Source organism: Vibrio sp. VPAP30 (assembly GCF_001188205.1).
Lineage (GTDB): Bacteria > Pseudomonadota > Gammaproteobacteria > Enterobacterales > Vibrionaceae > Vibrio > Vibrio bivalvicida.
In genome coordinates, this window is the sequence record NZ_LBLS01000043.1 from 287047 (window position 1) to 312505 (window position 25459).

At 45.9% G+C, this 25459-nt stretch carries 25 protein-coding genes; all 25 read left to right on the forward strand.

What is annotated here, in order from left to right; all coding sequences use genetic code 11:
- The first annotated feature begins 7 nt into the window (after positions 1–7).
- The 25 genes from ZX61_RS21620 to flhB all read left to right on the forward strand — a co-directional run bounded on the left by ZX61_RS21620 (position 8) and on the right by flhB (position 25252).
- Positions 8–1141, forward strand: a complete 1134-nt coding sequence (locus tag ZX61_RS21620) for a flagellin (RefSeq protein WP_049846647.1) — start codon at positions 8–10, stop codon at positions 1139–1141.
- Between the two features lie 247 nt (positions 1142–1388).
- Entirely contained in the window at positions 1389–2522 is a 1134-nt protein-coding gene (locus ZX61_RS21625) for a flagellin (protein WP_049846648.1), read from the forward strand.
- 229 nt (positions 2523–2751) lie between these two features.
- Positions 2752–3885 carry a flagellin gene (locus tag ZX61_RS21630; RefSeq protein ID WP_049846649.1) on the forward strand — a complete coding sequence of 378 codons (1134 nt, stop codon included), beginning with the start codon at positions 2752–2754 and terminating at the stop codon, positions 3883–3885.
- Between the two features lie 71 nt (positions 3886–3956).
- Positions 3957–4382, forward strand: a complete 426-nt coding sequence (flaG, locus tag ZX61_RS21635; RefSeq protein ID WP_049846650.1) for a flagellar protein FlaG — start codon at positions 3957–3959, stop codon at positions 4380–4382.
- Positions 4383–4401: 19 nt separating this feature from the next.
- Complete coding sequence (gene fliD / locus ZX61_RS21640) at positions 4402–6423, forward strand: flagellar filament capping protein FliD (protein WP_049846651.1); 2022 nt, start codon at positions 4402–4404, stop codon at positions 6421–6423.
- Positions 6410–6733, forward strand: coding sequence for a flagellar protein FliT (locus ZX61_RS21645; RefSeq protein WP_049846652.1), 324 nt, complete (start codon positions 6410–6412; stop codon positions 6731–6733). Before fliD ends, ZX61_RS21645 begins: the two co-directional genes overlap by 14 nt.
- 15 nt (positions 6734–6748) lie before the next feature.
- Positions 6749–7159, forward strand: coding sequence for a flagellar export chaperone FliS (fliS, locus tag ZX61_RS21650; RefSeq protein WP_049846653.1), 411 nt, complete (start codon positions 6749–6751; stop codon positions 7157–7159).
- A gap of 274 nt (positions 7160–7433) precedes the next feature.
- Positions 7434–8900 (forward strand): sigma-54 dependent transcriptional regulator, encoded by a 1467-nt coding sequence (locus ZX61_RS21655; protein WP_049846654.1) that lies wholly within the window; start codon positions 7434–7436, stop codon positions 8898–8900.
- Positions 8901–9021: 121 nt separating this feature from the next.
- Entirely contained in the window at positions 9022–10080 is a 1059-nt protein-coding gene (locus ZX61_RS21660) for a sensor histidine kinase (protein ID WP_049846655.1), read from the forward strand.
- Positions 10081–10082: 2 nt separating this feature from the next.
- Positions 10083–11483, forward strand: coding sequence for a sigma-54-dependent transcriptional regulator (locus ZX61_RS21665; RefSeq protein ID WP_049846656.1), 1401 nt, complete (start codon positions 10083–10085; stop codon positions 11481–11483).
- Positions 11484–11579: 96 nt separating this feature from the next.
- Positions 11580–11891, forward strand: a complete 312-nt coding sequence (gene fliE / locus ZX61_RS21670; protein WP_049846657.1) for a flagellar hook-basal body complex protein FliE — start codon at positions 11580–11582, stop codon at positions 11889–11891.
- Positions 11892–11906: 15 nt separating this feature from the next.
- Positions 11907–13655, forward strand: coding sequence for a flagellar basal-body MS-ring/collar protein FliF (gene fliF, locus ZX61_RS21675; protein ID WP_049846658.1), 1749 nt, complete (start codon positions 11907–11909; stop codon positions 13653–13655).
- Positions 13648–14703, forward strand: a complete 1056-nt coding sequence (fliG, locus tag ZX61_RS21680) for a flagellar motor switch protein FliG (protein WP_049846659.1) — start codon at positions 13648–13650, stop codon at positions 14701–14703. Before fliF ends, fliG begins: the two co-directional genes overlap by 8 nt.
- A gap of 20 nt (positions 14704–14723) precedes the next feature.
- On the forward strand, positions 14724–15524 hold the full coding sequence (fliH, locus tag ZX61_RS21685; RefSeq protein ID WP_049846660.1) for a flagellar assembly protein FliH: 801 nt from the start codon (positions 14724–14726) through the stop codon (positions 15522–15524).
- A complete protein-coding gene (gene fliI, locus ZX61_RS21690; RefSeq protein WP_049846661.1) occupies positions 15524–16846 on the forward strand; it encodes a flagellar protein export ATPase FliI in 1323 nt (440 codons plus the stop codon). The genes fliH and fliI overlap by 1 nt, the downstream gene beginning before the upstream one ends.
- A 6-nt stretch (positions 16847–16852) precedes the next feature.
- Positions 16853–17293 (forward strand): flagellar export protein FliJ, encoded by a 441-nt coding sequence (gene fliJ / locus ZX61_RS21695; RefSeq protein ID WP_049846662.1) that lies wholly within the window; start codon positions 16853–16855, stop codon positions 17291–17293.
- A 141-nt stretch (positions 17294–17434) separates the two neighbouring features.
- Entirely contained in the window at positions 17435–19531 is a 2097-nt protein-coding gene (locus tag ZX61_RS21700; protein WP_049846663.1) for a flagellar hook-length control protein FliK, read from the forward strand.
- Between the two features lie 35 nt (positions 19532–19566).
- Entirely contained in the window at positions 19567–20064 is a 498-nt protein-coding gene (gene fliL / locus ZX61_RS21705) for a flagellar basal body-associated protein FliL (RefSeq protein WP_049846664.1), read from the forward strand.
- Between the two features lie 7 nt (positions 20065–20071).
- A complete protein-coding gene (fliM, locus tag ZX61_RS21710; RefSeq protein WP_049846665.1) occupies positions 20072–21121 on the forward strand; it encodes a flagellar motor switch protein FliM in 1050 nt (349 codons plus the stop codon).
- Between the two features lie 20 nt (positions 21122–21141).
- Entirely contained in the window at positions 21142–21552 is a 411-nt protein-coding gene (gene fliN / locus ZX61_RS21715) for a flagellar motor switch protein FliN (RefSeq protein WP_049846666.1), read from the forward strand.
- A 13-nt stretch (positions 21553–21565) separates the two neighbouring features.
- Positions 21566–21976: a flagellar biosynthetic protein FliO gene (gene fliO, locus ZX61_RS21720; protein ID WP_049846667.1), complete on the forward strand. Its 411-nt coding sequence runs from the start codon at positions 21566–21568 to the stop codon at positions 21974–21976.
- Positions 21960–22832 carry a flagellar type III secretion system pore protein FliP gene (gene fliP, locus ZX61_RS21725; RefSeq protein WP_049846668.1) on the forward strand — a complete coding sequence of 291 codons (873 nt, stop codon included), beginning with the start codon at positions 21960–21962 and terminating at the stop codon, positions 22830–22832. The genes fliO and fliP overlap by 17 nt, the downstream gene beginning before the upstream one ends.
- Before the next feature lie 13 nt (positions 22833–22845).
- Positions 22846–23115 (forward strand): flagellar biosynthesis protein FliQ, encoded by a 270-nt coding sequence (gene fliQ / locus ZX61_RS21730; protein WP_049846669.1) that lies wholly within the window; start codon positions 22846–22848, stop codon positions 23113–23115.
- 8 nt (positions 23116–23123) lie between these two features.
- Positions 23124–23906 carry a flagellar biosynthetic protein FliR gene (gene fliR, locus ZX61_RS21735; RefSeq protein ID WP_049846670.1) on the forward strand — a complete coding sequence of 261 codons (783 nt, stop codon included), beginning with the start codon at positions 23124–23126 and terminating at the stop codon, positions 23904–23906.
- Between the two features lie 215 nt (positions 23907–24121).
- On the forward strand, positions 24122–25252 hold the full coding sequence (flhB, locus tag ZX61_RS21740) for a flagellar biosynthesis protein FlhB (RefSeq protein WP_049846671.1): 1131 nt from the start codon (positions 24122–24124) through the stop codon (positions 25250–25252).
- Positions 25253–25459: the final 207 nt, after the last annotated feature.

Below are 25459 nucleotides of genomic sequence, written 5' to 3' on the forward strand. Positions count from 1 at the left end.
TCACTTTATGACCATTACTGTTAATACTAATGTCTCAGCAATGACTGCTCAGCGGCACTTGACCAATGCGACAGACATGCTGAATCAATCTCTGGAGAGACTCTCTTCAGGGTATCGTATTAACAGTGCTAAAGATGATGCTGCTGGCCTACAGATTTCAAATCGTCTTGAATCACAGATGCGTGGTTTAGACGTGGCTATGCGTAATGCCAATGATGGAATATCTATAATGCAAACGGCAGAAGGAGCGATGAATGAAACCACCAACCTTCTGCAACGGATGCGAGATCTGTCATTGCAATCGGCTAATGGTTCAAATAGTCATGCGGAACGAGTTGCATTACAAGAAGAAATGGCTGCTTTAAACGATGAATTGAATAGAATTGCTGAAACCACCTCTTTTGGTGGTCGAAAACTGCTCAATGGCTCGTTTTCCTCCTCTTCTTTTCAGATTGGAGCAAGTTCGGGTGAAGCGGTACAAGTGTCGCTAAAAAATATGCGTTCTGACAGTCTGGATATGGGGGGCTTTAGCTATCTTGCCGCAGGCAAAGCAGATAATAACTGGCAAGTCACGCAGGGTAACGATCAATTGGTGATGGAATATACTAATGCCCAAGGCCAGCAAGAGTCGATAAATATCGAAGCAAAAATCGGTGACGACATTGAAGAGTTAGCGACCTATATTAACGGTCAAACTGATAAGGTTTCTGCATCGGTTAATGAAGAAGGACAACTGCAAATCTTTATGGCGGGCCATGAAACTTCAGGCACCATCTCGTTTTCTGGCAGTTTGGCGAGCCAACTAAATATGAACCTTGATGGCTATGAAGCCGTTGATAATATAGATATTTCCCTGGTTGGGGGGGCCCAACGTGCAATCTCAGTGATTGATACTGCTCTTAAATATGTTGATAGCCACCGAGCTGAATTAGGTGCGATGCAAAATCGTTTCAATCACGCCATTAATAATCTCTCTAACGTTAATGAAAACTTGTCGGCTTCGAATAGCCGTATCAAAGATACTGACTACGCCAAAGAAACCACTCAGCTAGTTAAGCAGCAGATCTTACAACAGGTGAGCACTTCTATCTTGGCTCAGGCGAAGCAACAGCCGAATCTTGCTTTAACTTTATTGGGCTAATTCTCAAAAAAGAGAATGTTATCGACAAGCGAATCGAAAGCTTTAGCGAAAAAATTACTTAATTTGCAGTTTTCTCCCTTTAGTCACGCTTTCCCTACCAAATGAACTTTTTTCAAAAAAAACTCAAAAAAATCCTCAAGGTTTTCTTATTCACGCCGTTAATAAAAGTAACTTTAAGAGAAAACGACTTTGGTTTTCCGAGACGTCGGAAACCGGTTACATCGGAAAATCAAATGGAGAAATCACCATGGCAGTAAATGTAAACACTAACGTATCAGCAATGACAGCTCAGCGTTACCTAAATAGCGCGACTAATGCTCAACAGACTTCAATGGAGCGTTTGTCATCTGGTTTTAAGATCAACAGTGCAAAAGACGACGCAGCGGGTCTTCAAATCTCGAATCGCTTAAACGTTCAAAGCCGTGGTCTTGATGTTGCTGTACGTAACGCGAACGATGGTATCTCTATCGCGCAAACTGCTGAAGGTGCGATGAATGAAACTACAAACATTCTTCAACGTATGCGTGACCTATCACTACAATCTGCGAACGGTTCAAACTCTAAGTCTGAGCGTGTTGCGATTCAAGAAGAAGTAACGGCATTAAACGATGAGCTAAACCGTATCGCTGAAACGACTTCATTTGGTGGTAACAAGCTACTAAACGGTACGTTCACAACTAAATCTATGCAGATAGGTGCAGATAACGGTGAGGCGGTAATGCTAACACTGAACGATATGCGCTCTGATAACGTCGGCATGGGTGGTACTGCATACCAAGCAGCGAATGGTAAAGACAAAGATTGGAGTGTTCAAGCTGGTGCAAATGACTTAGCGATCACTCTTACTGATACAGCAGGTCAACAGCAAACAATCAACATTACCGCGAAAGAAGGTGATGATATTGAAGAGCTAGCGACTTACATCAACGGTCAAACTGATCAAGTCACAGCATCGGTAGATGAAGAAGGTCGCCTGCAAGTATTCGCTGGTACAGATAAAGTTGACGGCCCTGTAAGTTTTGGCGGTGGTCTAGCTGGTGAGCTGAGCATAGGCGCTGGTACAGCAGTTACTGTTGATACTATTGACGTTACGTCGGTGGGTGGTGCTCAAGAGTCAGTGGCTATTGTCGATTCAGCACTGAAATACGTAGATAGCCACCGTGCTGAGTTAGGTGCTTTCCAAAACCGTTTCTCACACGCTATCAGCAACTTAGACAACATTAACGAAAATGTAAATGCTTCTAAGAGCCGCATTAAAGATACAGACTTCGCGAAAGAGACAACGGCACTTACTAAGTCACAAATTCTTTCACAAGCATCAAGCTCAATCCTTGCTCAAGCGAAGCAGGCACCAAACTCGGCACTAAGCCTACTAGGCTAAAGCCGATCTTAATCACAAAAATCCAGCTTAGGCTGGATTTTTTTGTTTGTGTTAACTTTTTGATCTCTAAAACAAATCTCGTTCTGTGAGTAAAAAAGTACCAAAAATGGAAATTATTTTTCTAAAGGTATTTTTTTGTTCGCCGTTAAAGGATTGAGAGAAATGAGATGTGTGGATGCGAGGTGAGAGACGCTGAAACACATCACCTTAATGCCTAAGGAGATCAAATATGGCAATTAACGTAAACACGAACGTGTCTGCGATGACTGCTCAGCGCTACCTTAATGGTGCGACTGATGGCATGCAGAAATCGATGGAGCGTCTATCTTCGGGTTACAAAATTAACAGTGCCCGTGATGATGCTGCTGGCCTTCAAATATCCAACCGCTTGAATGCGCAAAGCCGTGGCTTAGACATGGCTGTGAAAAATGCCAATGACGGTATCTCGATTGCTCAAACCGCTGAAGGTGCGATGAACGAGACCACCAACATACTACAACGTATGCGTGACCTGTCTTTGCAATCTTCAAACGGATCGAACTCCCGTTCGGAACGTGTTGCAATTCAAGAAGAAGTTACCGCACTGAATGATGAGCTTAACCGTATTGCAGAAACCACCTCTTTTGGTGGTAACAAGCTGCTTAACGGCATGTTTGGCACTCAGTCTTTCCAGATTGGAGCAAGCTCAGGGGAAGCGGTTCAGCTTTCTATGGGCAGTATGCGCTCCGATACAGTTGGAATGGGCGGTAAGGCGTATATTGCTCAAAATGGTAAAGCACCGGATTGGGCGGTATCTGCTGGGGCAACTGACCTTACTCTCGACTATACTGATGTACATGGAGAGGCAAAAACACTCACCATAAATGCAAAAGCTGGCGACGATATCGAGCAGCTTGCTACGTACATTAATGGTCAAAGTGAAGATGTGAAAGCTTCTGTAGGTGAAGAAGGCAAGCTTCAACTTTTCGCAGCTTCCAACAAAGTCGCGACAGATGTGACAATTGGCGGGGGACTTGGTGGTGAAATTGGTTTTGGTGCAGGGCAAGATCGTACTGTCGCTGATGTCGATGTTTCCACCGTGGCGGGTTCTCAGCTAGCTGTATCTGTCATTGATGGTGCTTTGAAAACGGTAGACAGTCAGCGTGCTGAACTGGGTGCATTCCAAAACCGTTTTGGCCACGCTATCAGCAACTTAGACAATATTAACGAAAACGTTAATGCGTCTAGAAGCCGGATCGTTGATACCGACTATGCGAAAGAAACTACGCAAATGACTAAGTCGCAGATTCTTCAGCAAGCGAGTACATCTGTTCTAGCGCAAGCCAAGCAGTCTCCGTCGGCAGCTCTTAGCTTATTAGGTTAATCGATAGGTTCGATAGGAGCTTATTGGTGCAACAGTATGTTGTAACCTGCTAAGGTGGAAGGGAGATCGTTATGGAAATACCATCCTACACATCGAACATCCAGCCTTATGGCTCAGATAGTGGCACTAAACTTGCTTCAAAATACGATGTACAGCAAGTTTCCTCGGAAAAGGAACAGGTCTCTACTAAGGAGATAAGTGAAAAAGCGACTCAGACTGTTGAAAAAGCGATAGAAGCCTCGAAAGAGCGCCAAAAGCTTAACAGGGCAGAGCGTGAAAGAATTGTTCAGCAGATGAATGACTTCATCTCGTCGATCAATAAAGGCTTATCGTTTCGCGTTGACGAAGAATCTGGTCGAGATGTTGTAACAATATATGAAGCGGATACTGGGGATATCATTCGCCAGATACCCGATGAGGAAATGCTAGTTATTTTGCGTCGCCTAAGGGAGCAAACCGCCCGGTATTCATCGGGGATTGTGAACCAGACGGTGTAATCGTACTTGAGGTGAATAGATGAGTTTTGGCCCTATAGGCATGAATTCTGGCATGGATATCAATTCCATGGTCAGCAAAATTGTGGATTCGGAGCGCGTACCTAAGCAGCAACGTCTCGACAATGAGCGGGCCCAAATTGATTCCAGTATCAGTGCCTATGGTCGACTCAGAGAGTCGCTGGATACGATGAAAAACTTGATGGCGAGCTTTCGTCAGGAGAAAGCTTTCGCCGCGAGAACAGTGGAATCAACTGATGAAGCTGTTGTGTCCGCGACGGCAACCACTGAAGCTATCGCTGGTCGATATGCTATCGATGTGTTGCAGCTTGCCCAAAGCCACAAAATTGCGTCAGATGTACTGCCGGAGGACGCAAAGTTTGGTCCGGGTAAGCTGCAGATTTCAATGGGGGACAAAGAGTTCTCCATTGATGTGCAGCAGAATTCAAAACTGGTTGATATCGTGCGTGGTATCAACTCTAGTAAATCTAACCCTGGGGTTCGTGCTGCAGTTATCAACGACACACAAGGCCCTCGTCTAATTGTTGCGTCCAATGTTTCGGGTCACGACAATGATATTTCAATGCGCGCCGAAGCTAAATCTGGCGACCCGCTAAAATTACTCGAATACAAAACTCTTGAGCAACGAGTCAAAGACCTCGAACGAGCACGTGCGACTGCTCAGGATTTACTTGCCCCTCTAACACCAGAGGAGCAAAAAATTGCCGATAAAATTGCTCAAAATAACATCGATGCGGCAAAAGCTGTCGATGAAGAGATCGCGGCCACCTCAAAACAAGCGGCAATTCAAGCCGACCCTAATGCGGCGAAAGATGCGACTGCCGATAATGAAATGTCAAAAAATGCGACGGCTGCCGCCGCTCAAGCAGGGATTGAGGCGAATAAATATATTAAGCCGGAAGATCGTATTCCTGGTTGGACTGAGACCGCATCGGGCACATTACTCAGCTCCTATTGGGAGCCTGAACCGCAGCTTGATGATAAAGCGCGAGAAAAAGCGCCAGATGTTCCAGGTTGGTCTAATTCGGCATCTGGAACCTTGACTGATTCGTATGTCACTCCAAAAGAGGCGCAAGCCAAGCTTGATGCAGAACAAGCACGCATCGAACAAAAAGTGGCGGATGAAAAAGCTTTGCTTGCTCAACGTGTAGCGGCGGGAGAGCTTACCCCAGATCAAGCGAAACAGATGGAACGCGCAAAACTTCCAAAAGAAGAGCGCGAATACTTAGAACGAATTGACCAAGCTCAAGCTGACTTAATAGCGGCGCAGCAGTCCTTTGATACTTACCGTGGTATGACGGAGGTACAGGCGGCGCAAGATGCCAAAGTGCTGCTTGATGGTGTCGCTCAACTATCGAGCAACAATAATATTATTGAAGACGCTATTGATGGTGTCGATTTAACCCTTAAAGGACGTACACAGGTAGGCAAACCAGCTTCAGAAATTGACATTGAGTATGATCGCCAAGGTGTTCGTAATGATATTGAACAGTTTGTAGCCGCTTACAATCAGTTTTATCAGACCTCACAAGAGCTTGGTGGTGTTGATCCTAGAACAGGGGCAGCGGGGCCTTTAGCTGGTGATAGTATTGTTCGTAGTGCTGACTCTCGTCTCAAGTCGGTGTTCTCTTCTCGTGTAGAACCGGCTCCGGAAGACTTAAAGACACTTACCGAGTTCGGTATCACTACCACGCGCCAAGGTACTTTAGAGATCAACTATGACATGCTTGACCGTCAGTTGAACAACAACTTCAATAAACTAGAAGACTTTTTTGGCGGTAATCAGGGTTTTGCGAAGAAAGTTGAAGATGCGATTCAAGGTCTTACTGGAGTAACGGGCTCGATACGCAACCGCGAAAAAAGCATGACTGAGCGAACTTATCGACTCCAAGATGATCAAGTGACACTCGATCGTCGTATGGATAATTTAGAGAAGCGCACTCACGCCAAATTCTCGGCAATGCAGGATGCTACAAGCAAAATGCAGTCTCAGCTTGCAGGTATGATGAATGCACTCGGATAATGAAGCCCTTAGCCAACTGGCTGATTTGTGTGAATTAGATCAAAAAATTTCTGAAACTCTTACATCGGAAGAAATAAATGCTGAAGAAATCGTTCAGCTAGTCGATATAAGGGAACAGTTATTGCAAAGTTTACTAGGTGTAATAGAAATGCATCCAGAACTTGCGAAACTACAGCAGTGGCATGATGCGGTCAAAAGAACTCAAACTGTTGTACAATTAATGCAGAATAAAACTTCTGAATTGGGTGTGGCGTTACAAAAGTATCGTCACGGTAAACGCTCTGTTCAGCAGTATCAAAAGTTTTTATAGATTAAGAGGGTTGTTATGCGTGGTTCACTACAGGCTTACAAGAAGGTATCGGTTGATAGCCAGCTCAGTGCGGCCTCCCCGCATAAAATTGTTCAAATGCTGATGGCTGGCGCTATTGAACGTTTGATTCAAGGTAAAGCGGCGATGGAAGCGGGAAATATTCCGGCTAAGGGTGAGCGTTTGGGTAAGGCTCTGGATATCATTATCAGTTTACGTAGCTGCCTTTCGATGGATGATGGTGGAGATATTGCTCAAAATCTCGATCAACTCTATGAATTTATGATTACTCAGATTACTGAAGCTAATCATCAAAATAACCCCCAACCACTCGATGACGTGATTGAAATTATTCGCGAGATTAAGTCAGCGTGGGATCAGATCCCAAATGAATACCACAACCTAACTGCGGCTGATGTTGGTTTATAAATTAGGCCCAGTTTTTAGGATTTTTTATGGCTTAATGAGCATGTATTGAAATATGTTGCTTATTGAGCTTTTGGGCTAATATCACATCAAGTAATTGCTTGGTTGCCTTATTTTTTTTATCAAATAGAATAGAAGCCACTTACTAGCCTAGTGGCTTTTTTTGTTGCTGAAATTTCTAAATTGTCTAACTTAGTTTATCAACTATAGTTACAAGTGACGTTTAGATTTTTAACCCAGCCACAACGTTTTATAATAAAGGCAAACATTCTCACCTATGCAAGGTTTAGCAAAAATACTTGTGATTGAAGATAATGCGCAAGCACGAGTCAATCTCAGTAATATTTTAGAATTTGTTGGAGAACAGTGTGAAGCGATCACTTCTGATCAGCTTGAAGACCTAGATTGGTCTCGAGTGTGGGCCGGTTGTATTCTTGGTTCTCTGAATAATAATAAATTACCTTCCAAGCTAAGCGATAAATTATCCCAGGCCAATCATATTCCTTTGCTTATTGCCGGAAAGCACTCTTATCCAGTTGAAGAGCTGACTAACTATGTTGGTGAACTGGAGTATCCGTTAAATTACCCGCAACTAAGTGAAGCGCTGCGTCATTGTAAAGATTTCTTAGGCCGTAAAGGCGTCAATGTGGTTTCCTCCGCGCGTAAAAATACACTTTTCCGCAGTCTTGTAGGACAAAGTCATGACATTAAAGAAGTTCGACATCTGATTGAGCAAGTGTCAGGGACGGAAGCGAATGTGTTGATTCTCGGTGAATCAGGAACAGGTAAAGAGGTTGTCGCTCGTAATATTCATTATCACTCAGCTCGTCGAAATGGGCCTTTTGTTCCCATTAACTGCGGAGCAATCCCACCAGATCTGCTTGAAAGTGAATTATTTGGACATGAAAAGGGTGCGTTTACTGGGGCGATTACATCTCGTAAAGGCCGCTTTGAGCTGGCTGAAGGTGGCACGCTTTTTCTTGATGAAATTGGCGACATGCCGATGCCGATGCAGGTTAAACTGCTGCGTGTTCTTCAAGAGCGTTGTTTTGAGCGTGTAGGTGGCAACACTACTATACGCGTCAATGTCCGAGTTATCGCAGCAACTCACCGCAATTTAGAGACGATGATTGATGCAGAGTCTTTCCGTGAAGATCTCTACTACCGCCTAAATGTATTTCCAATCGAAATGCCTGCGCTGCGCGATCGTAAAGACGACATTCCGTTGTTGTTACAAGAGCTAATGACGCGTATGGAAGCGGAAGGGGCCCAACCTATCTGCTTCACACCGCGTTCTATTAACTCTCTAATGGAACATGAGTGGCCGGGTAATGTTCGTGAATTGGCTAATCTCGTTGAGCGAATGATTATACTTTATCCAAACAGTTTGGTTGATGTGAATCATTTGCCTACTAAGTATCGTTACAGTGATATTCCGGAATTTCAGCCAGAATATAACAATCTTGAGTCTGTTGAGGATCAAGAGCGTGATGCGTTGCAAGATATCTTTTCTGAGGACTTTAGTCTTGAATCAAGTGATATCTTCCAAGAGCACGAAAATGCACCGCAAAGCCTTCCACCTGAAGGGGTCAACCTGAAAGAAATGCTGGCTGATCTTGAAGTCAACATGATCAATCAAGCCTTGGAAGCGCAAGGTGGAATTGTGGCAAGGGCTGCAGATATGCTTGGGATGCGTCGTACCACCTTGGTTGAGAAAATGCGCAAATACAATTTGCAGCGTTAAATTGACCGAAATGTGACTGTCAATTTACTGACCTTTAATTAAGTGCTTGAAAAATAAATAAAATAGCCTGGCGTGCCTTTTGCATGTCAGGCTATTGTAGTTTTTAAGGCAGAAATACGTCATGCAGTTAACCCCGTCGGTTGATAACCCGATGCCACTAGGCACACTAGAACAACAAGTAGAGCGATATCAGCAGGTACTCGATGTTATGCCCGCTGGTGTTATCTTGCTAGACACCCAGGGTGTTGTTCAGGAAGCGAACCCTGAAGCGTTGAGATTATTGGAAATCCCTTTGGTGGGTGAAAAATGGTTTGAAGTGATTCAACAAGCATTTTCGCCTCGTGAAGACGATGGACATGAAATTTCGTTACGTAATGGTCGTAAAGTACGTTTGGCGATTTCCGCTTCGAAAACAGGTCAACTTATTCTGATTACTGATTTGACTGAAACACGCCTTTTACAGTCGCGCATTAGTGACTTGCAGCGTCTTTCTTCTCTTGGTCGTATGGTCGCGTCATTAGCCCACCAAGTGCGTACACCGCTTTCTAGCGCAATGCTTTATGCCTCCAATCTAGGTGCGCCGAATTTGCCGCCAGCGACCAAAGACAGATTTCAAACCAAGTTAATGGATCGCCTGCATGATCTCGAAAAGCAGGTCAATGACATGTTGTTGTTCGCCAAAGGTGGCGACAACAAAGTCGTTAAGCCGTTCACGGTTGAAGATTTAGTCGCTGAGTTTTCGCCTATGGTAGAGACTGCCCTTAAAAACAACCAAATCGACTATTGCTTAGAAGTTGAACAAGAGCAAACCCAGTTGCTTGGTAATGTAAATGCGATAGCGTCTGCATTGAGTAACTTAGTGATGAACGCGATTCAAATCGCGGGTAAACAGTCTCAAATTGACGTGTTTTTTAGGCCCGTTAACGGCGAACTGAAAATCTCTGTACAAGATAGCGGACCTGGTGTCCCCACCGAACTGCAAAACAAAATCATGGAACCTTTCTTTACCACTCGCTCGCAAGGAACCGGACTCGGACTTGCTGTTGTCCAGATGGTGTGTCGTGCGCATGACGGAAGGTTAGAACTTATTTCAGAACAAGGTGACGGGGCCTGCTTTACTGTTTGCATCCCACTTGAACGTCACCCTCACCCTGATCAACTCGCGATGACTGGAGAATGATAATGGCTCAAAGCAAAGTACTGATCGTAGAAGATGACGAAGGTCTACGCGAAGCGTTAGTCGACACTTTGGCTCTGGCTGGCTATGAGTGGCTCGAAGCGGATAGTGCCGAAGATGCATTGGTGAAGCTTAAGTCGAATAGCGTAGATATTGTTGTATCAGATGTACAAATGGCGGGCATGGGTGGCTTAGCTCTATTAAGAAACATAAAACAACATTGGCCGAACCTTCCTGTCTTACTCATGACGGCCTATGCCAATATTGAAGATGCAGTCTCAGCGATGAAAGACGGCGCTATTGACTATATGGCTAAGCCTTTCGCACCGGAAGTACTGCTCAATATGGTCAGTCGCTATGCGCCAGTGAAATCCGATGACAATGGCGATGCCGTAGTCGCTGATGAGAAGAGTATTAAATTATTAGCTCTTGCCGATAAGGTTGCAAAAACCGACGCCAGCGTGATGGTACTTGGTCCGAGTGGTTCGGGTAAAGAAGTGATGTCACGTTATATCCATAATGCATCCAATCGCAAAGAGGGGCCGTTTGTCGCAATTAACTGCGCAGCAATTCCTGACAACATGCTTGAAGCCACACTATTTGGTTACGAAAAAGGGGCGTTTACTGGGGCGGTACAGGCATGCCCAGGCAAATTCGAGCAGGCGCAAGGGGGAACAATTTTACTTGATGAGATCAGTGAAATGGACCTAAGCCTCCAAGCTAAGTTGCTACGTGTGTTACAAGAGCGAGAAGTTGAGCGTCTAGGTAGCCGTAAGAGTATCAAACTTGATGTGCGCGTGCTGGCGACCAGTAACCGCGATTTGAAGTTGTATGTTCAAGAAGGTAATTTTCGCGAAGACTTGTATTACCGTCTAAACGTATTCCCAATCGCTTGGCCAGCACTTTGTGAGCGTAGAGGTGATATAGAGCCATTGGCGCAACATCTGGTAGAACGCCACTGTCAAAAATTGGGAATGCCAGTGCCTAGTCTAATGCCAAACGCCGTCAACAAATTGCTGACTTACACTTGGCCAGGGAACGTTCGTGAATTGGACAACGTTGTTCAGCGAGCATTAATTCTTAGTGAAAGTGGTCAGATTGATGCAGAGCATATTCTGTTGGAAGGCTTAGATTGGCAAGATGCCTCCAGTCTACAGATTGCAGTTGAAACGGGAGATTGCGTCGTACCTAACGTTAAACCTGTTGCCGAGCTAGGCAGCAATAACTCGACAGGAAATGGTTTAGGAGGTGAGTTACGCGATCAAGAGTATGCAATTATTCTCGATACGCTTGAAGAGTGTAACGGTCGACGCAAAGAAATGGCCGAAAAATTGGGTATAAGCCCACGTACGCTGCGTTACAAGTTAGCCAAAATGCGTGATGCTGGGATTGAAATTCCAAACTAAAGTGTTATTTTTCTTCTGGTACTGACGTGGCACGGAGCTTGCAGCGTCAGTAGTCCAACACTATTTTAAGTCAAAGAGTTGACTACTGAGGTTTTGATGAGAGTTGACGGTTTTCAAAACGAAATGCAAGCAATGATGTTTGAGGCCACTGGCACTAAACCAGCGGCGACTGGGCAAACTGTCGGCGCGGATTTTGGTCAACTGCTGAACAACGCAATTAATAACGTCAATAGTCTTTCAAAGACGTCAAGCGACCTGCAAATGCGATTCGATCGTGGTGACGCAGACGTCTCACTTTCTGATGTAATGATTGCTAGAAACAAGTCTAGCGTCGCTTTTGAAGCCACAATTCAAGTACGGAATAAGCTGGTCGAATCGTACAAAGAATTGATGAACATGCCCGTTTAACGTTAGGTAAAGTCTGTGTCAGAGCAAAACCCATCTACCGATCTAACCGTGACTGAAGGCGCTGGTGAAGGCGCAATGGTCGCCACATCGGATCTTGATACACAAGTTCAAAACCCTGATTTGGACGAAAAATCCAGTTCTAAGTTTGATATGGCGGTAGGCGACCTCGATTTGCTTCGCCAAGTGGTGCTGGTTCTCTCGATCTCTATCTGTGTCGCTCTGATCGTGATGTTGTTCTTCTGGGTGAAAGAGCCAGAAATGCGCCCACTAGGCGTTTATGAAACTGAAGAGCTGATTCCTGTTCTAGATTACCTTGACCAGCAAAAACTCGATTACAAACTCGAAGGCAACACAATCTTAGTCCCTACCAGTGACTTTAATTCGTTAAAACTTGATATGGTTCGCGCTGGACTTAATCGAGAAAAGCAGGCTGGCGACGACATACTGCTGCAAGACATGGGCTTTGGCGTGTCTCAACGCTTAGAACAAGAGCGTCTTAAGCTTAGCCGTGAGCGCCAGCTCTCCAAAGCAATTCAAGAGATGAAGCAAGTACACAAAGCGCGTGTGTTACTCGCATTGCCAAAACAGAGTGTCTTTGTTAGGCATAATCAAGAAGCATCAGCATCGGTGTTTTTAACGCTAAAAACAGGTGCTAACCTTAAGCAAGAAGAAGTCGATTCAGTGGTGGATATGGTCGCCAGTGCGGTTCCTGGTATGAAGCCAAACCGTATTACTGTCACCGATCAGCATGGTCGCTTGCTAAGTTCAGGATCGCAAGATCCTGCATCGGCAGCTCGTCGTAAAGAGCATGAACTTGAGCGTAAACAAGAGCAGGCGCTACGCGATAAAATTGATTCAGTGCTTATCCCAATTTTGGGCTTTGGTAACTACACCGCTCAGGTTGATATTGAACTTGATTTCAGTGCCGTCGAACAAACCAGCAAGCGTTTTGACCCAAACACTCCGTCAACGCGCAGTGAATATACCCTAGAGGATTACAACAACGGCAATGTAGTCGCAGGTGTACCTGGCGCGTTGAGTAATCAGCCTCCCGCTGATGCTTCAATCCCTCAAGATGTGGCGCAGATGAAAGATGGTACCACCTTAGGCCAAGGTTCGGTGCACAAAGAGGCGACACGTAACTTTGAACTCGATACCACCATTAGCCACGAACGTCGACAAACGGGCGTAGTGAATCGTCAAACGGTTGCCGTTGCGGTTAAAAATCGTGCTGTTGTGAACCCCGATACTGGAGAGACCAGCTATCAGCCAATTTCTGAGGCTGAACTAAACTCTATTAAGCAGCTATTGATTGGTACGGTTGGATTTAGCCAAGCGCGTGGCGACTTACTTAACGTGCTGAGTATGCAGTTTGCCGAGCCTGAAATTGAAGTCATGGCTGATGTGCCAATTTGGGAGCACCCTAATTTCAATGACTGGATTCGCTGGTTTGCAAGCGCATTGGTTATCATTGTTGTAATACTGGTACTTGTACGCCCAGCGATGAAGAAACTGCTTAACCCTGCGTCTGATGAAGATGAAGACCAACTTTACGGACCAGATGGCTTACCAATTGGTGCTGATGGTGAAACCAGCTTGATTGGTGGTGACCTAGACGGTGGTGAGTTGTTTGAGTTTGGCTCAAGCATTGACTTACCTAACCTACACAAAGATGAAGATGTACTGAAAGCGGTACGTGCACTGGTTGCAAATGAACCTGAGCTTGCCGCACAAGTCGTGAAGAATTGGATGCAGGATGCCTAACGAAATAGTTCCACAGGAAGAGGGCGGTGAGGTAGTAGAAAACACCGTGGATATATCAGAAATTCCGGGCGAAGAGCGCGCGGCGATTCTTTTACTCAGTCTTAATGAGGAAGACGCGGCAGGTATTATTCGCCATTTAGAACCAAAACAAGTTCAACGAGTGGGTAGCGCAATGGCGCGTGCTGCCGATTTAAGTCAAGACAAAGTCGGTGCAGTTCATCGAGCTTTCCTAGAAGATATTCAGAAGTACACCAACATTGGTATGGGCAGCGAAGACTTTATGCGTAATGCACTGGTCGCTGCACTGGGTGAAGATAAAGCCAACAACTTAGTTGATCAAATCCTGCTGGGTACTGGTTCGAAAGGTCTAGATTCTCTTAAATGGATGGACCCTCGCCAAGTTGCGAGCATCATCATTAACGAGCACCCACAGATTCAAACTATCGTATTGTCTTACTTAGAGCCCGATCAGTCTGCGGAAATTCTCAATCAGTTTGCTGAGCGTGACCGTTTAGACTTGATGATGCGTATTGCCAACCTAGAAGAAGTTCAACCATCAGCATTGGCTGAACTGAATGAGATTATGGAGAAGCAGTTTGCGGGTCAGGCTGGTGCGCAAGCGGCCAAGATTGGCGGCCTGAAGGCAGCAGCAGAGATCATGAACTACATGGACAACAATGTCGAAGGTATCTTGATGGAGCAAATTCGCGATCAAGACGAAGACATGGCGACTCAGATTCAAGATCTTATGTTCGTATTCGAGAACCTTATCGAAGTGGACGACCAGGGCATCCAAAAATTGCTGCGTGATGTACCACAAGACGCGCTACAGCGCGCGCTTAAAGGTGCCGATGATGGTCTACGTGAGAAGATCTTCAAGAATATGTCTAAGCGTGCTGCTGAGATGATGCGCGATGACCTTGAAGCAATGCCCCCAATTAAGGTTTCTGATGTGGAGGCAGCACAGAAAGAAGTACTGGCAATCGCAAGACGCATGGCTGACTCTGGCGAAATTATGCTAGGCGGTGGTGCGGACGAGTTCCTGTAAACTAACGAAACAAGGTATCTATGTCTTTGGAAAGGAAACGCGGTTTTTTACGTCTGGATGATGATGAGCTGGTAGAGAAACCAGAGCGATGGGGTATGCCCGATTATACCTCGCAGAGTCATAAACAGGCCAAAGAAACGGCGATGAATTATGACCCGAGCTGGATGCCAATTGCTGAGCCTGCAGCGGAAGAAGCACCCAGAGAATTGACTGAAGATGAAATAGAACTGCTAAGGCAGCAAGCTTATCAGGAAGGGCTTCACCAAGGTCAAGAAGCTGGCTTCAAGCAAGGATATGAAAAAGGTAAAGAGCAAGGAACGCAAGAAGGACGTCAAGAAGGTTTAGAAACCGGTAAGATCGAAGGTGTTGCAGCAGGGCAAGAGTTTATTCAGCAGCAAGTTCAGACGTTTGTCAGTCTTGCGAATCAGTTTGCTCAGCCACTTGAGTTAATGAATGCTCAAGTCGAAAAGCAACTGGTTGATATGGTGTTGACATTGGTCAAAGAAGTGGTGCATATCGAGGTACAGACCAATCCACAAGTCATATTAGATACTATCAAGCAATCAGTAGAGTCATTACCGATTTCTGGGCACGCTATCACGCTTAAACTTCACCCTGATGACGTTGAGATCATTCGCTCATCCTATGGCGAAGATGAACTTGAATTCCGCAATTGGACATTAATGGCTGAACCGGCACTTAATCGTGGCGATGTTCAGATCGAAGCGGGTGAGTCCAGTGTTAACTATCGAATGGAAGATCGCATTCGTAGTGTTATTCAAAGCTTTTGTGGGGTGAATCGACACCAAGGTGGTGAGTAATGCTCGCGCTTGCAGAACGTCTCACTCAATACAAAACTCAAGGTTTAACCTGCAGACCTGTCGCGGCGGGCAAGCTGGTGCGCGTAGTAGGTTTAACCCTTGAGGCAACTGGATGCAGAGCACCTATCGGTAGCTTATGTACAGTCGAAACCATGCACGGTGAGATGGAAGCTGAAGTTGTTGGCTTTTCAGGTGAAAATTTATATTTAATGCCTAGCGAGCAGATCACGGGCGTGCTTCCTGGTGCGAAAGTGACACCTCTAACCAGTGAGACGGGTTTACCTGTGGGGATGGAACTACTAGGACGCGTCATCGACGGTGTGGGCAACCCACTTGATGGTCTTGGTCCTATCTATACCGAGAAGCGTGCTTCTTTTAATGCGGAACCGATTAACCCTCTTGCACGTAAACCTATCTCAGAACCTCTTGATGTTGGAATTAAAGCGATCAACGGCTTATTAACTGTTGGTAAAGGTCAGCGTATTGGCCTATTTGCTGGTTCTGGTGTCGGTAAATCGGTCACTTTGGGTATGATGACCCGAGGTACAACTGCGCAAGTGGTTGTAGTTGGTCTGATTGGCGAGCGTGGCCGTGAGGTAAAAGAATTTATTGAAGAAATCTTAGGTGTGGATGGTCGTCAACGTTCAGTGGTCGTTGCTGCCCCAGCGGATTCATCGCCCTTAATGCGATTGAAAGGGTGTCAGACAGCACTGACGATAGCGGAATACTTTCGTGATCAAGGCTTAGATGTTCTACTCTTGATGGACTCTCTGACTCGCTTTGCTCAGGCACAGCGTGAGATTGCTCTTTCTGTTGGGGAACCACCAGCGACCAAAGGGTACCCACCTTCTGTATTTGCTAAGTTGCCAGCATTGGTGGAACGTGCTGGTAATGGGAGCCCGGAACAGGGTTCGATCACCGCTTTCTTTACCGTTTTAACCGAAGGTGATGACTTGCAAGATCCGATAGCCGATGCGTCACGGGCTATTCTCGATGGCCACGTGGTGCTATCGCGTGAAATGGCTGATGCGGGTCACTACCCTGCAATCGATGTTGAGAAATCTGTCAGTCGTGTTATGCCTCAAATTACTTCTGAAGAGCATGTGCTAATGTCGAAGGCGGTTCGCCAAGTGCTGTCGGTGTGCCGTAAGAACCAAGATCTCGTCTCAATTGGCGCGTACAAACCGGGAACTGATCCGGCAATTGATGGTGCATTTACGCTGAAACCTAAGCTGGACGGTTACTTGCAACAATCAATGAAAGAAACCGTACCATACGACATGTGTATCAACGTGCTGCGTGGATTGTTACAAGGCGAGTAATTAGCGATGGATAACGCACTAGAATTTCTTTTAGAACAGGCTAAAGAGCGTGAAAACCAAGCGGTGCTAGCGCTCAGTCAAGCTCGCAGCGAGCTAGATGGCTATTATCAGCAGCTTGAGCAAATTGAACAGTATCGTCTTGATTATTGCCAGCAATTGGTCGATCGAGGTCAGCAAGGTCTCACTGCGAGCCAATACTCTCATCTAAATCGCTTTTTGACCACGCTGGATGAAACTCTCGCGAAACAAAAGCAAGCGGAAGCCCATTTTAAAAGCCAAGTTGAAGGGTGTGAACAGAACTGGCTCGAGAGTCGTAAGCAACGACGTTCTTATGAATGGATGATAGAAAAAAAACAGGCTGAAAAACAACGTCTACAAAACATCCGTGAACAGAAACAGATGGATGAATTCGCAACTCTTCAGTTTTCCCGTCGAAGTTTGAATTAATCTTACATACTTAGGCTGTGGCTCACAGTATGTATCTAATTGGCGTGCTTTTTGCAGGTAACCTAAAAAATGTATGCAATCCTATTGGCACTTTGCCGCCTAGAGTCTGACTGGCGCTGAGCAACTGAGAGTGAGCCTGGTATGAATATCAATTTATCATCGGTATCTGAAAGTCCTAAAGTGACTAAAGCGACAACTGAAGGGGAAGGTGCGACCTCTGAATCTTCAGAATCTGGTGGCTTTTTCTCAAAGCTTGCCGCGTTGATTAAGGGGGAGAGTGATTCAGAGGGCAAGGTTGATAAGAGTGAATCGACTACCAAACTAGAAGGCGAAGATGTCGCTGTAGAAGACGGTGAATCAGAGCCTACCAGTGTAAAGGCGTCAGCTACTGAGGGTCAAAGTACTGACGAATTGCTAGAGTCAGATGACGCAGAATCCGTTAAGTCGGTAACTAGCGACATTGAAGGTAATGCGAAGGAAGCGAAAAAAACAGAGGTTTCTAACACAACGGATGTTGCTTCAATCGACAGCAATAAAGCGGCTTCACAATCGGCTGAAAAAATTGTTTCTGAAAACGATGAGGTATTGCAGCGCCTCGACCACTCCAGCAAAGCTCTTCAGCCGAAAGACGGCAAACCGTTGCCACAAGATAACAGTACTCCGCGACCAGCCGATGCGCCAATTACTGAAAATGACAAACAAGCGGCAGCGCTGGCATCAACGGATGGTGGCAAAGAGGTGGAAGGTGATGAGGGTCAACAAGTCACCTCAGTAAACTCAAACCAAAAGCCCTCATTAACCCACTCTGATGCTCAACAATTGACTGACTCTGAGCAAGAAGCACAAAAGGTCATTGTCCGTTCTGTTGAAGGGGAAACCGTGGCCGTTCCAGCTTCTGCAGAGCGTTTTCTGCAGCAAAAAGACGTTGAAACGAATGAACAATTAAAAGCCGAGCTGCAAACCAAAAATCATGCTGTTTCTGCTTCAAGTGCGGCCGCACTCAGTCAACAAGATACAGTAGAATTCGTTGATGGTTCTACCAAGCCACAACTAGACAGTCAGCCATTTCAGACCGAAGTGGCGTCAACAACTGTTTCACAATTTGCCACGGCTGATGAATCACCTGATACAGACGATTCAGAATCGAACGTCGTTGAGGGGGCTGCTCTAGTGGCAGGTTCTGCCGTACTTGGTGCAGCGGCAGTGACTACTGCTGCTGCGGCTGAGAAGGGCACACAAGAGGTAAGTAAGTTAGCGGTCGATGCCGAAACAAGTGCCCAAGCGCTTGCAGTGGCGGCTGATGCTCAAAGTGACTCAGAACTTGATCCGAGTATAGCGGCGGCCACGGTAGTGGCTGGTGCAATACCTTGGGCGGCTTCATCAGAAGGTCAAGTAAAGGATGACGTTGCTTTGAAAGCTGACTCTACACCGAGAACACAGCAAGCCCCAGTTGCTCAATCTGTACATCAAGCACTTGCTCACCAACAGTCCCAAGCACAGCTAGCGCAAGCTGTTCAACAGCAGGTTAGCACCGCAACGATACCAACGGACTTAGCGGCAACGCAAATACAGCAAATGGCAGCGGCCCCAAATGCTACCATTGCTCAGGATCAAGCAATGCTTAAAGCCGTGATGGGGGCGAAAGTAGCAGGAACACTTGGTAAAGTCGCGACAAACAAAGATGGGTCACAGCAAGGCACTGAAACCAATACAGGTTTTGCTCAGCAATTGGCCCAAGCGTCAGGCCAGCAAGGTTCTGGTTCGTTAGGCCAAGTTAGAGCAGAACAAGCTGCCCAAGCACCTTTGCAGTTAAACCGAGAGTTGGCGGGGGAGCAAGTGGCTGAACGCGTGCAGATGATGATATCGAAGAATTTGAAAAACATCGATATTCGTCTTGATCCACCAGAGTTTGGGCGAATGCAAATTCGCATGCATATGAACGGGGATGCCGCGACGGTCCACTTTACGGTTGCCAACCAACAAGCCCGTGATGTAATTGAGCAATCAATGCCAAGATTGCGTGAAATGCTTGCCCAGCAGGGTGTACAATTAGGAGACAGCTCTGTTCAGCAGCAAGCCTCAGGTCAACAGCAAAGACGCTATGCCGACAATGGGCAAGGCAACAATGGTCAAGGTAACGGCAATCTAGGCCCCTCTGGTGAAGAAAACCTTGAACCAGACATCAATCTTGATTTGAATGTCGCAGCAAAGAGTGATGGAATTAGTTATTACGCATAAACTGTTAAAAACAAAAGAATAGAGAACGTTAAGTTATGGCAGACGAAGAACTCGAAACGGAAGCGCCCAAAGGTAAAAGTAAGTTACTTATCATCATTATTGCGGTGGTTGTTTTACTTGCCGGTGGCGGTGGTGCTGCATTCTTCTTGATGGGCTCAGATGAGCCAGCGGCAGGGCAAGAAGCGGCGCAGCAAGAAATGGTCGCACCGATTGATCCGGTGGCTTACGTGAATATCCCGCAACCTTTCTTATTTAATGTCACTGGTGACAAGAAAGACCGTCTGGTACAGATCAAAGTGCAGTTGATGGTGCGTGGTAGCGATAATGAAAACCTTGCTCGTTATCACTCACCACTTATAGAAAGCTCACTATTGAGTACTTTTGCGTCTGCTACTGTAGACCAATTGAGAACGGTAAATGGTCGTGTCGAATTGCGAGATAAGGCTACCGATGACATTAAAGCCAGTTTGAATCGCGCAGTAGGGCAGCCAGTAATTGAACGGGTGCTATTTACTGACTTTGTAATGCAGTAGGTGACGAGTGACTGATCTATTAAGCCAAGATGAGATTGATGCTCTCTTACACGGTGTAGATGATGTTGATGAGGCAGAAGAGGAACAAGTAGCCTCCGATGCCAGTGCAGTAGAGTTCGACTTTTCATCACAAGACCGCATTGTCCGTGGTCGAATGCCAACGTTGGAGTTGATTAATGAGCGTTTCGCGCGTCATATGCGCATTAGCTTGTTTAATATGCTGCGTAAAACTGCAGAAGTCTCCATCAACGGCGTGCAGATGATGAAGTTTGGCGAATACCAAAATACTCTGTACGTACCAACCAGTTTAAACATGGTACGCTTTAGACCGTTAAAAGGTACGGCCTTGATTACCATGGAAGCACGTTTGGTGTTTATCTTGGTAGAGAACTTTTTTGGTGGTGATGGCCGTTTCCATGCGCGAATTGAAGGTCGTGAGTTCACGCCGACTGAGCGCCGAATTGTTCAGTTACTACTTAAAATTGTATTTGAAGATTACAAAGAAGCTTGGTCACCAGTGATGGGGGTTGAGTTTGAATACCTAGACTCGGAAGTTAACCCGAGCATGGCGAACATTGTCAGTCCGACAGAGGTTATCGTGGTCAGTTCATTCCACATCGAAGTGGATGGCGGTGGCGGTGACTTCCATGTTGTGATGCCTTACTCAATGGTTGAGCCGATTCGTGAGCTATTAGATGCAGGTGTTCAGTCAGACAAGATGGAAACTGACGTTCGTTGGAGTACTGCGCTACGTGAAGAAATTATGGATGTGCCAGTTAACTTCCGAGTTGATTTGCTAGAACAAGATATTTCACTGCGGGATCTCATGGAGCTTCAACCTGGCGACATTATACCCGTAGAAATGCCAGAGCACGCTGTGATGTTTGTTGAAGAATTGCCTACTTATCGCGTAAAAATGGGGCGTTCAAGCGACAAATTAGCGGTTCAGGTCTCAGAAGAAATTAAACGACCAGATGTGGTTAAAACGGATATCGCCTTCTTAGGTAAAGACGTCATCTCTGAATTAGAAGAAGATGAAGGCGAAATCGAAGATTAAGAATAATATAGGTAACAAGTATGGAACCGAGTGACGACCAAAAACTGGCGGACGAATGGGCTGCGGCGTTAGGTGAAGATCCAGATGCACCTGAGGTAGACGTTGATGAAGTGATGAATGCCCAACTCGACGAGCTACAAGACACTTCGTCACCCATTTCAGAAGATGAACGTCGTAAGTTAGACACGATTTTAGATATTCCAGTGACGATCTCGATGGAGGTTGGCCGTTCGCAGATCAGTATTCGTAATTTGCTTCAGCTTAACCAAGGTTCAGTTGTGGAACTAGAGCGCTTGGCGGGCGAGTCATTAGACGTGCTGGTGAATGGTACTTTAATTGCTCACGGTGAAGTAGTGGTGGTCAACGATAAGTTTGGTATTCGTCTCACCGATGTGATCAGTCAAACTGAGCGAATTAAGAAACTTCGATAATGTAAGGATTAGTATGTCTTTTAAAGTTAAGGAGTACTTACTTTACTCACTTATACTACTTTCTCCTTCGGCAATGGCTACCGTTTCCACACCAGGTAGCCAGCTTGATTGGGCGACCACCTTTGGGTCGCTCTTATTCGTTATAGTCTTTATTTTATTTTTGGCTTGGCTACTTAAACGCATGAGAGTGCCAGCATTGGTCAATCAGAAAGGCTTAAACATAGTGCGTCAGCTTGCCGTCGGTCATAAGGAACGAATTGTGATTGTACAGGCGGGAGAGGAACAATTTTTAGTTGGTGTTACCGCACAATCGATCCAATTAATCTCGAAACTGGAGAAACCTTTGTCTCAGGAGGAGATGGCTGCGAGTCCGTTTTCAAATCAATTGACTCAGCTATTAAAGAAGAATGATAAAAGCCAATAACCTAACTTCGATTGTTTTAGCGTTTGTCCTAACGTTCTTTTCTGCACTATCGTTAGCGCAGCAGGAACTCGATACGTCTATTCCTGCTAATGCTGCGGTGTCAGATTCAGTGACAGTAAGCGCTATGGAGAAAGAGCAAGGCGCCTCAAAGTCAACAGCGTCAGGGAGCGTTACCGGCGGTGGAGGTATTCCGGCTTTCACCATGACTGCAAACCCTGACGGTAGTGAAGACTACTCCATAAACCTGCAAATCCTTGCTTTGATGACCATGCTAGGCTTTTTACCTGCCATGGTTATTTTAATGACCTCATTTACTCGAATCGTGGTTGTGATGTCTATACTTAGACAGGCGATGGGCTTGCAACAAACTCCGTCAAATCAAGTTATTATTGGTATTGCTATCTTTTTGACCTTCTTCATCATGTCGCCGGTTTTAAACAAAATTAACGATGAGTCGATTCAGCCTTACATCAATGAGCAAATTTCAGCTCGTGAGGCGTTTGATTTGGCCCAGGTGCCGATGAAAGACTTTATGCTCAAGCAAACTCGGGTCAAAGACTTAGAAACTTTCGTTAATATTTCTGGCTCGACCGCAACCGCCCCAGAAGATGTTTCAATGGCGGTTTTAATTCCAGCCTTTATCACTTCGGAGCTAAAGACTGCTTTCCAGATTGGTTTTATGCTGTTCTTACCTTTCTTGATTATCGATTTGGTGGTGGCATCGGTCCTAATGGCGATGGGTATGATGATGCTTTCTCCGATGATCGTATCATTACCATTTAAACTGATGCTGTTTGTATTGGTAGATGGGTGGAACCTGATTTTATCGACCTTAGCCGGCAGTTTCGCCTTGTGACGGGAGAAAGACTATGACTCCTGAAATGTTCGTTGAGTTGTTCCGTGAAGCGTTATGGATGGTACTCATTATGGTCTGTGCGATCATTATACCCAGCCTAATGATCGGTCTAGTAGTGGCTATTTTCCAAGCCGCGACCTCTATTAACGAACAAACCTTAAGCTTTCTACCTCGTTTGATTGTTACATTGCTTGCTTTGATGTTATTCGCCCACTGGATGACACAGATGCTAATGGAGTTTTTCTTTAGCATGATCGAGCGGCTTCCTCAGGTGCTCTACTAGGTATTGCTATGGAGTACCCAACGAGCGTAGTACTGGATTGGATTGCCAACTATTTTTGGCCTTACACCCGAATCGCTGCGATGCTGATGGTCATGTCGGTGACCGGAGCTCGGTTTGTCTTTACTCGCGTCCGCCTATATCTTGGCTTGGCGATTACCTTTGCTGTTATGCCCGCGATCCCTGCAGTTCCCGAAAGCATTGAGTTGCTCTCTTTTGCTGGCTTTATGACTCTTCTAGAGCAGATCATTATCGGTGTTGCTATGGGGACAGTAACGCAGTTTATGATCCAAACGTTCGTAATTTTAGGCCAGATCCTAGGTATGCAATCAAGCTTGGGTTTTGCTTCTATGGTTGATCCAGCGAACGGACAAAACACGCCGTTACTAGGTCAGTTATTTATGTTCTTAGCGACGTTGTTTTTTTTGGCGACAGATGGCCATTTAAAGATGATTATGTTGGTGGTGATGAGCTTTAAGTCACTGCCTATTGGTTCGGGATCGTTGACTACAGTGGACTTCAGAGAGTTAGCTTTGTGGCTCGGCATAATGTTTAAAGTCGCATTGAGCATGTCGTTGTCAGGCATTATTGCGCTGCTGACGATCAATTTGTCATTTGGCGTTATGACCCGTGCAGCTCCGCAGCTGAACATTTTCTCTTTGGGTTTTGCCTTTGCATTGATGGTCGGTTTGCTGCTTTGTTGGTACATTATCGCCGGGCTGTACAACCACTATGAGATATTCTGGATACAGGGTGAACAGCAAGTTTGCTCGTTTATCAGGCTGAACTGCTAGGGTCTGTTGACCTTTTGAGCCGATAACGCAGCAGAAGGGAGCCACAAACGCCGCCCTAAGGGTTCGGCTAAAAGCGTTTTACTCTTTGTTGAGAGGAGTTTTGCTTAGAATGACTAGGCGGCAAACAACTAGCCGTCCGCCACTCGCCGCGATTAAAACGCTTTTATCTCGAACAAAATTTAACCGCAAAAGGTCAACAGACCCTAGGAGGCTGAATGGCAGAGTCAGACGGTCAAGAACGCACAGAAGACGCCACGCCCAGACGCTTGCAACAGGCCCGTGAAAAAGGGCAGGTTGCAAGGTCAAAAGAGTTAGCTTCGGTTTCTGTACTAGTTGTCGGTTCGGTCGCCTTAATGTGGTTTGGTGAAGGGCTCGCTCGCGCATTATTTTCTGCGATGGGCAGAATGTTCACCCTCTCGCGTGAAGAAATTTTCGATCAGGTCAAATTGTTTGACATTGCCTTGGGCTCTTTAAGCAGCTTGTTGCTACCTTTGCTACTAATTCTAATTACCTTATTTATTGCAGCCCTGATTGGTGCGGCAGGAGTTGGTGGAATTAGCTTCTCGGCGGAAGCGGCGATGCCGAAATGGTCAAAGATGAACCCGCTCAGTGGTCTAAAGCGTATGGTGGGACTGCAAAGTTGGGTCGAGCTAATTAAATCAATTCTTAAAGTAGCGCTAGTTTCAGGTATGGCGTTTTATCTGATCAGCGCAGCCAAAGAGGATCTGTTCCAACTGAGCATGGACGTTTATCCTCAGAACATCTTCCATGCACTGGATATCTTACTCAATTTTGTCTTGTTGATCAGTTGCACTTTATTGATCGTGGTAGCGATCGATATTCCTTTCCAAATCTGGCAACACGCTAACCAACTTAAAATGACTAAGCAAGAGGTTAAAGACGAGTACAAAGAGACGGAAGGTAAGCCTGAAGTTAAAGGGCGTATCCGAATGCTACAACGTGAAGCAGCCCAGCGACGTATGATGTCTGAAGTCCCTCAAGCTGATGTTATCATCACCAACCCCGAGCATTTCTCTGTTGCATTGCGCTATAAACAAGATACCGATCGTGCACCAATAGTGGTGGCAAAAGGGACAGACCATATGGCACTCAAGATTCGTGAAATCGCCCGCGAGCACGACATTTACGTTGTCCCAGCGCCGCCGTTAGCACGTGCTTTGTACCACTCGACAGAGCTAGAACAAGAGATCCCCGACGGCTTATTTACCGCCGTGGCTCAAATACTGGCATACGTATTCCAGTTGAAACAGTTTCGTAAACGGGGAGGTCAAAGGCCGAATCTTAAAGCGTCAGAGCTTCCAATTCCTCCTGAGTATAGGAAATAGGGCTAGCGCGGAAAGGACTACGTCCTATGGAATACTTCGCTTGTGGAAAACGGGAGCGGGCTTCGCCCTGCTGGAAAACTAGACTTAATTCAATCAACGCGAGTTACCCAGTTCTGTGTCATTCCATAGAGTGACGAAGGAGCGAGTAGGGAATCTCATAGCTTGGTGCACTCACTTGAAGAGATCCCCAACTCGTTCGTACCTCAC

Coding starts and splice junctions, on each gene's coding strand:
- ZX61_RS21620 (WP_049846647.1), top strand. CDS start 8: ATGACCATTACTGTTAATACTAATGTCTCAGCAATGACTGCTCAGCGG.
- ZX61_RS21625 (WP_049846648.1), top strand. CDS start 1,389: ATGGCAGTAAATGTAAACACTAACGTATCAGCAATGACAGCTCAGCGT.
- ZX61_RS21630 (WP_049846649.1), top strand. CDS start 2,752: ATGGCAATTAACGTAAACACGAACGTGTCTGCGATGACTGCTCAGCGC.
- flaG (WP_049846650.1), top strand. CDS start 3,957: ATGGAAATACCATCCTACACATCGAACATCCAGCCTTATGGCTCAGAT.
- fliD (WP_049846651.1), top strand. CDS start 4,402: ATGAGTTTTGGCCCTATAGGCATGAATTCTGGCATGGATATCAATTCC.
- ZX61_RS21645 (WP_049846652.1), top strand. CDS start 6,410: ATGCACTCGGATAATGAAGCCCTTAGCCAACTGGCTGATTTGTGTGAA.
- fliS (WP_049846653.1), top strand. CDS start 6,749: ATGCGTGGTTCACTACAGGCTTACAAGAAGGTATCGGTTGATAGCCAG.
- ZX61_RS21655 (WP_049846654.1), top strand. CDS start 7,434: ATGCAAGGTTTAGCAAAAATACTTGTGATTGAAGATAATGCGCAAGCA.
- ZX61_RS21660 (WP_049846655.1), top strand. CDS start 9,022: ATGCAGTTAACCCCGTCGGTTGATAACCCGATGCCACTAGGCACACTA.
- ZX61_RS21665 (WP_049846656.1), top strand. CDS start 10,083: ATGGCTCAAAGCAAAGTACTGATCGTAGAAGATGACGAAGGTCTACGC.
- fliE (WP_049846657.1), top strand. CDS start 11,580: ATGAGAGTTGACGGTTTTCAAAACGAAATGCAAGCAATGATGTTTGAG.
- fliG (WP_049846659.1), top strand. CDS start 13,648: ATGCCTAACGAAATAGTTCCACAGGAAGAGGGCGGTGAGGTAGTAGAA.
- fliH (WP_049846660.1), top strand. CDS start 14,724: ATGTCTTTGGAAAGGAAACGCGGTTTTTTACGTCTGGATGATGATGAG.
- fliI (WP_049846661.1), top strand. CDS start 15,524: ATGCTCGCGCTTGCAGAACGTCTCACTCAATACAAAACTCAAGGTTTA.
- fliJ (WP_049846662.1), top strand. CDS start 16,853: ATGGATAACGCACTAGAATTTCTTTTAGAACAGGCTAAAGAGCGTGAA.
- ZX61_RS21700 (WP_049846663.1), top strand. CDS start 17,435: ATGAATATCAATTTATCATCGGTATCTGAAAGTCCTAAAGTGACTAAA.
- fliL (WP_049846664.1), top strand. CDS start 19,567: ATGGCAGACGAAGAACTCGAAACGGAAGCGCCCAAAGGTAAAAGTAAG.
- fliN (WP_049846666.1), top strand. CDS start 21,142: ATGGAACCGAGTGACGACCAAAAACTGGCGGACGAATGGGCTGCGGCG.
- fliO (WP_049846667.1), top strand. CDS start 21,566: ATGTCTTTTAAAGTTAAGGAGTACTTACTTTACTCACTTATACTACTT.
- fliP (WP_049846668.1), top strand. CDS start 21,960: ATGATAAAAGCCAATAACCTAACTTCGATTGTTTTAGCGTTTGTCCTA.
- fliQ (WP_049846669.1), top strand. CDS start 22,846: ATGACTCCTGAAATGTTCGTTGAGTTGTTCCGTGAAGCGTTATGGATG.
- fliR (WP_049846670.1), top strand. CDS start 23,124: ATGGAGTACCCAACGAGCGTAGTACTGGATTGGATTGCCAACTATTTT.
- flhB (WP_049846671.1), top strand. CDS start 24,122: ATGGCAGAGTCAGACGGTCAAGAACGCACAGAAGACGCCACGCCCAGA.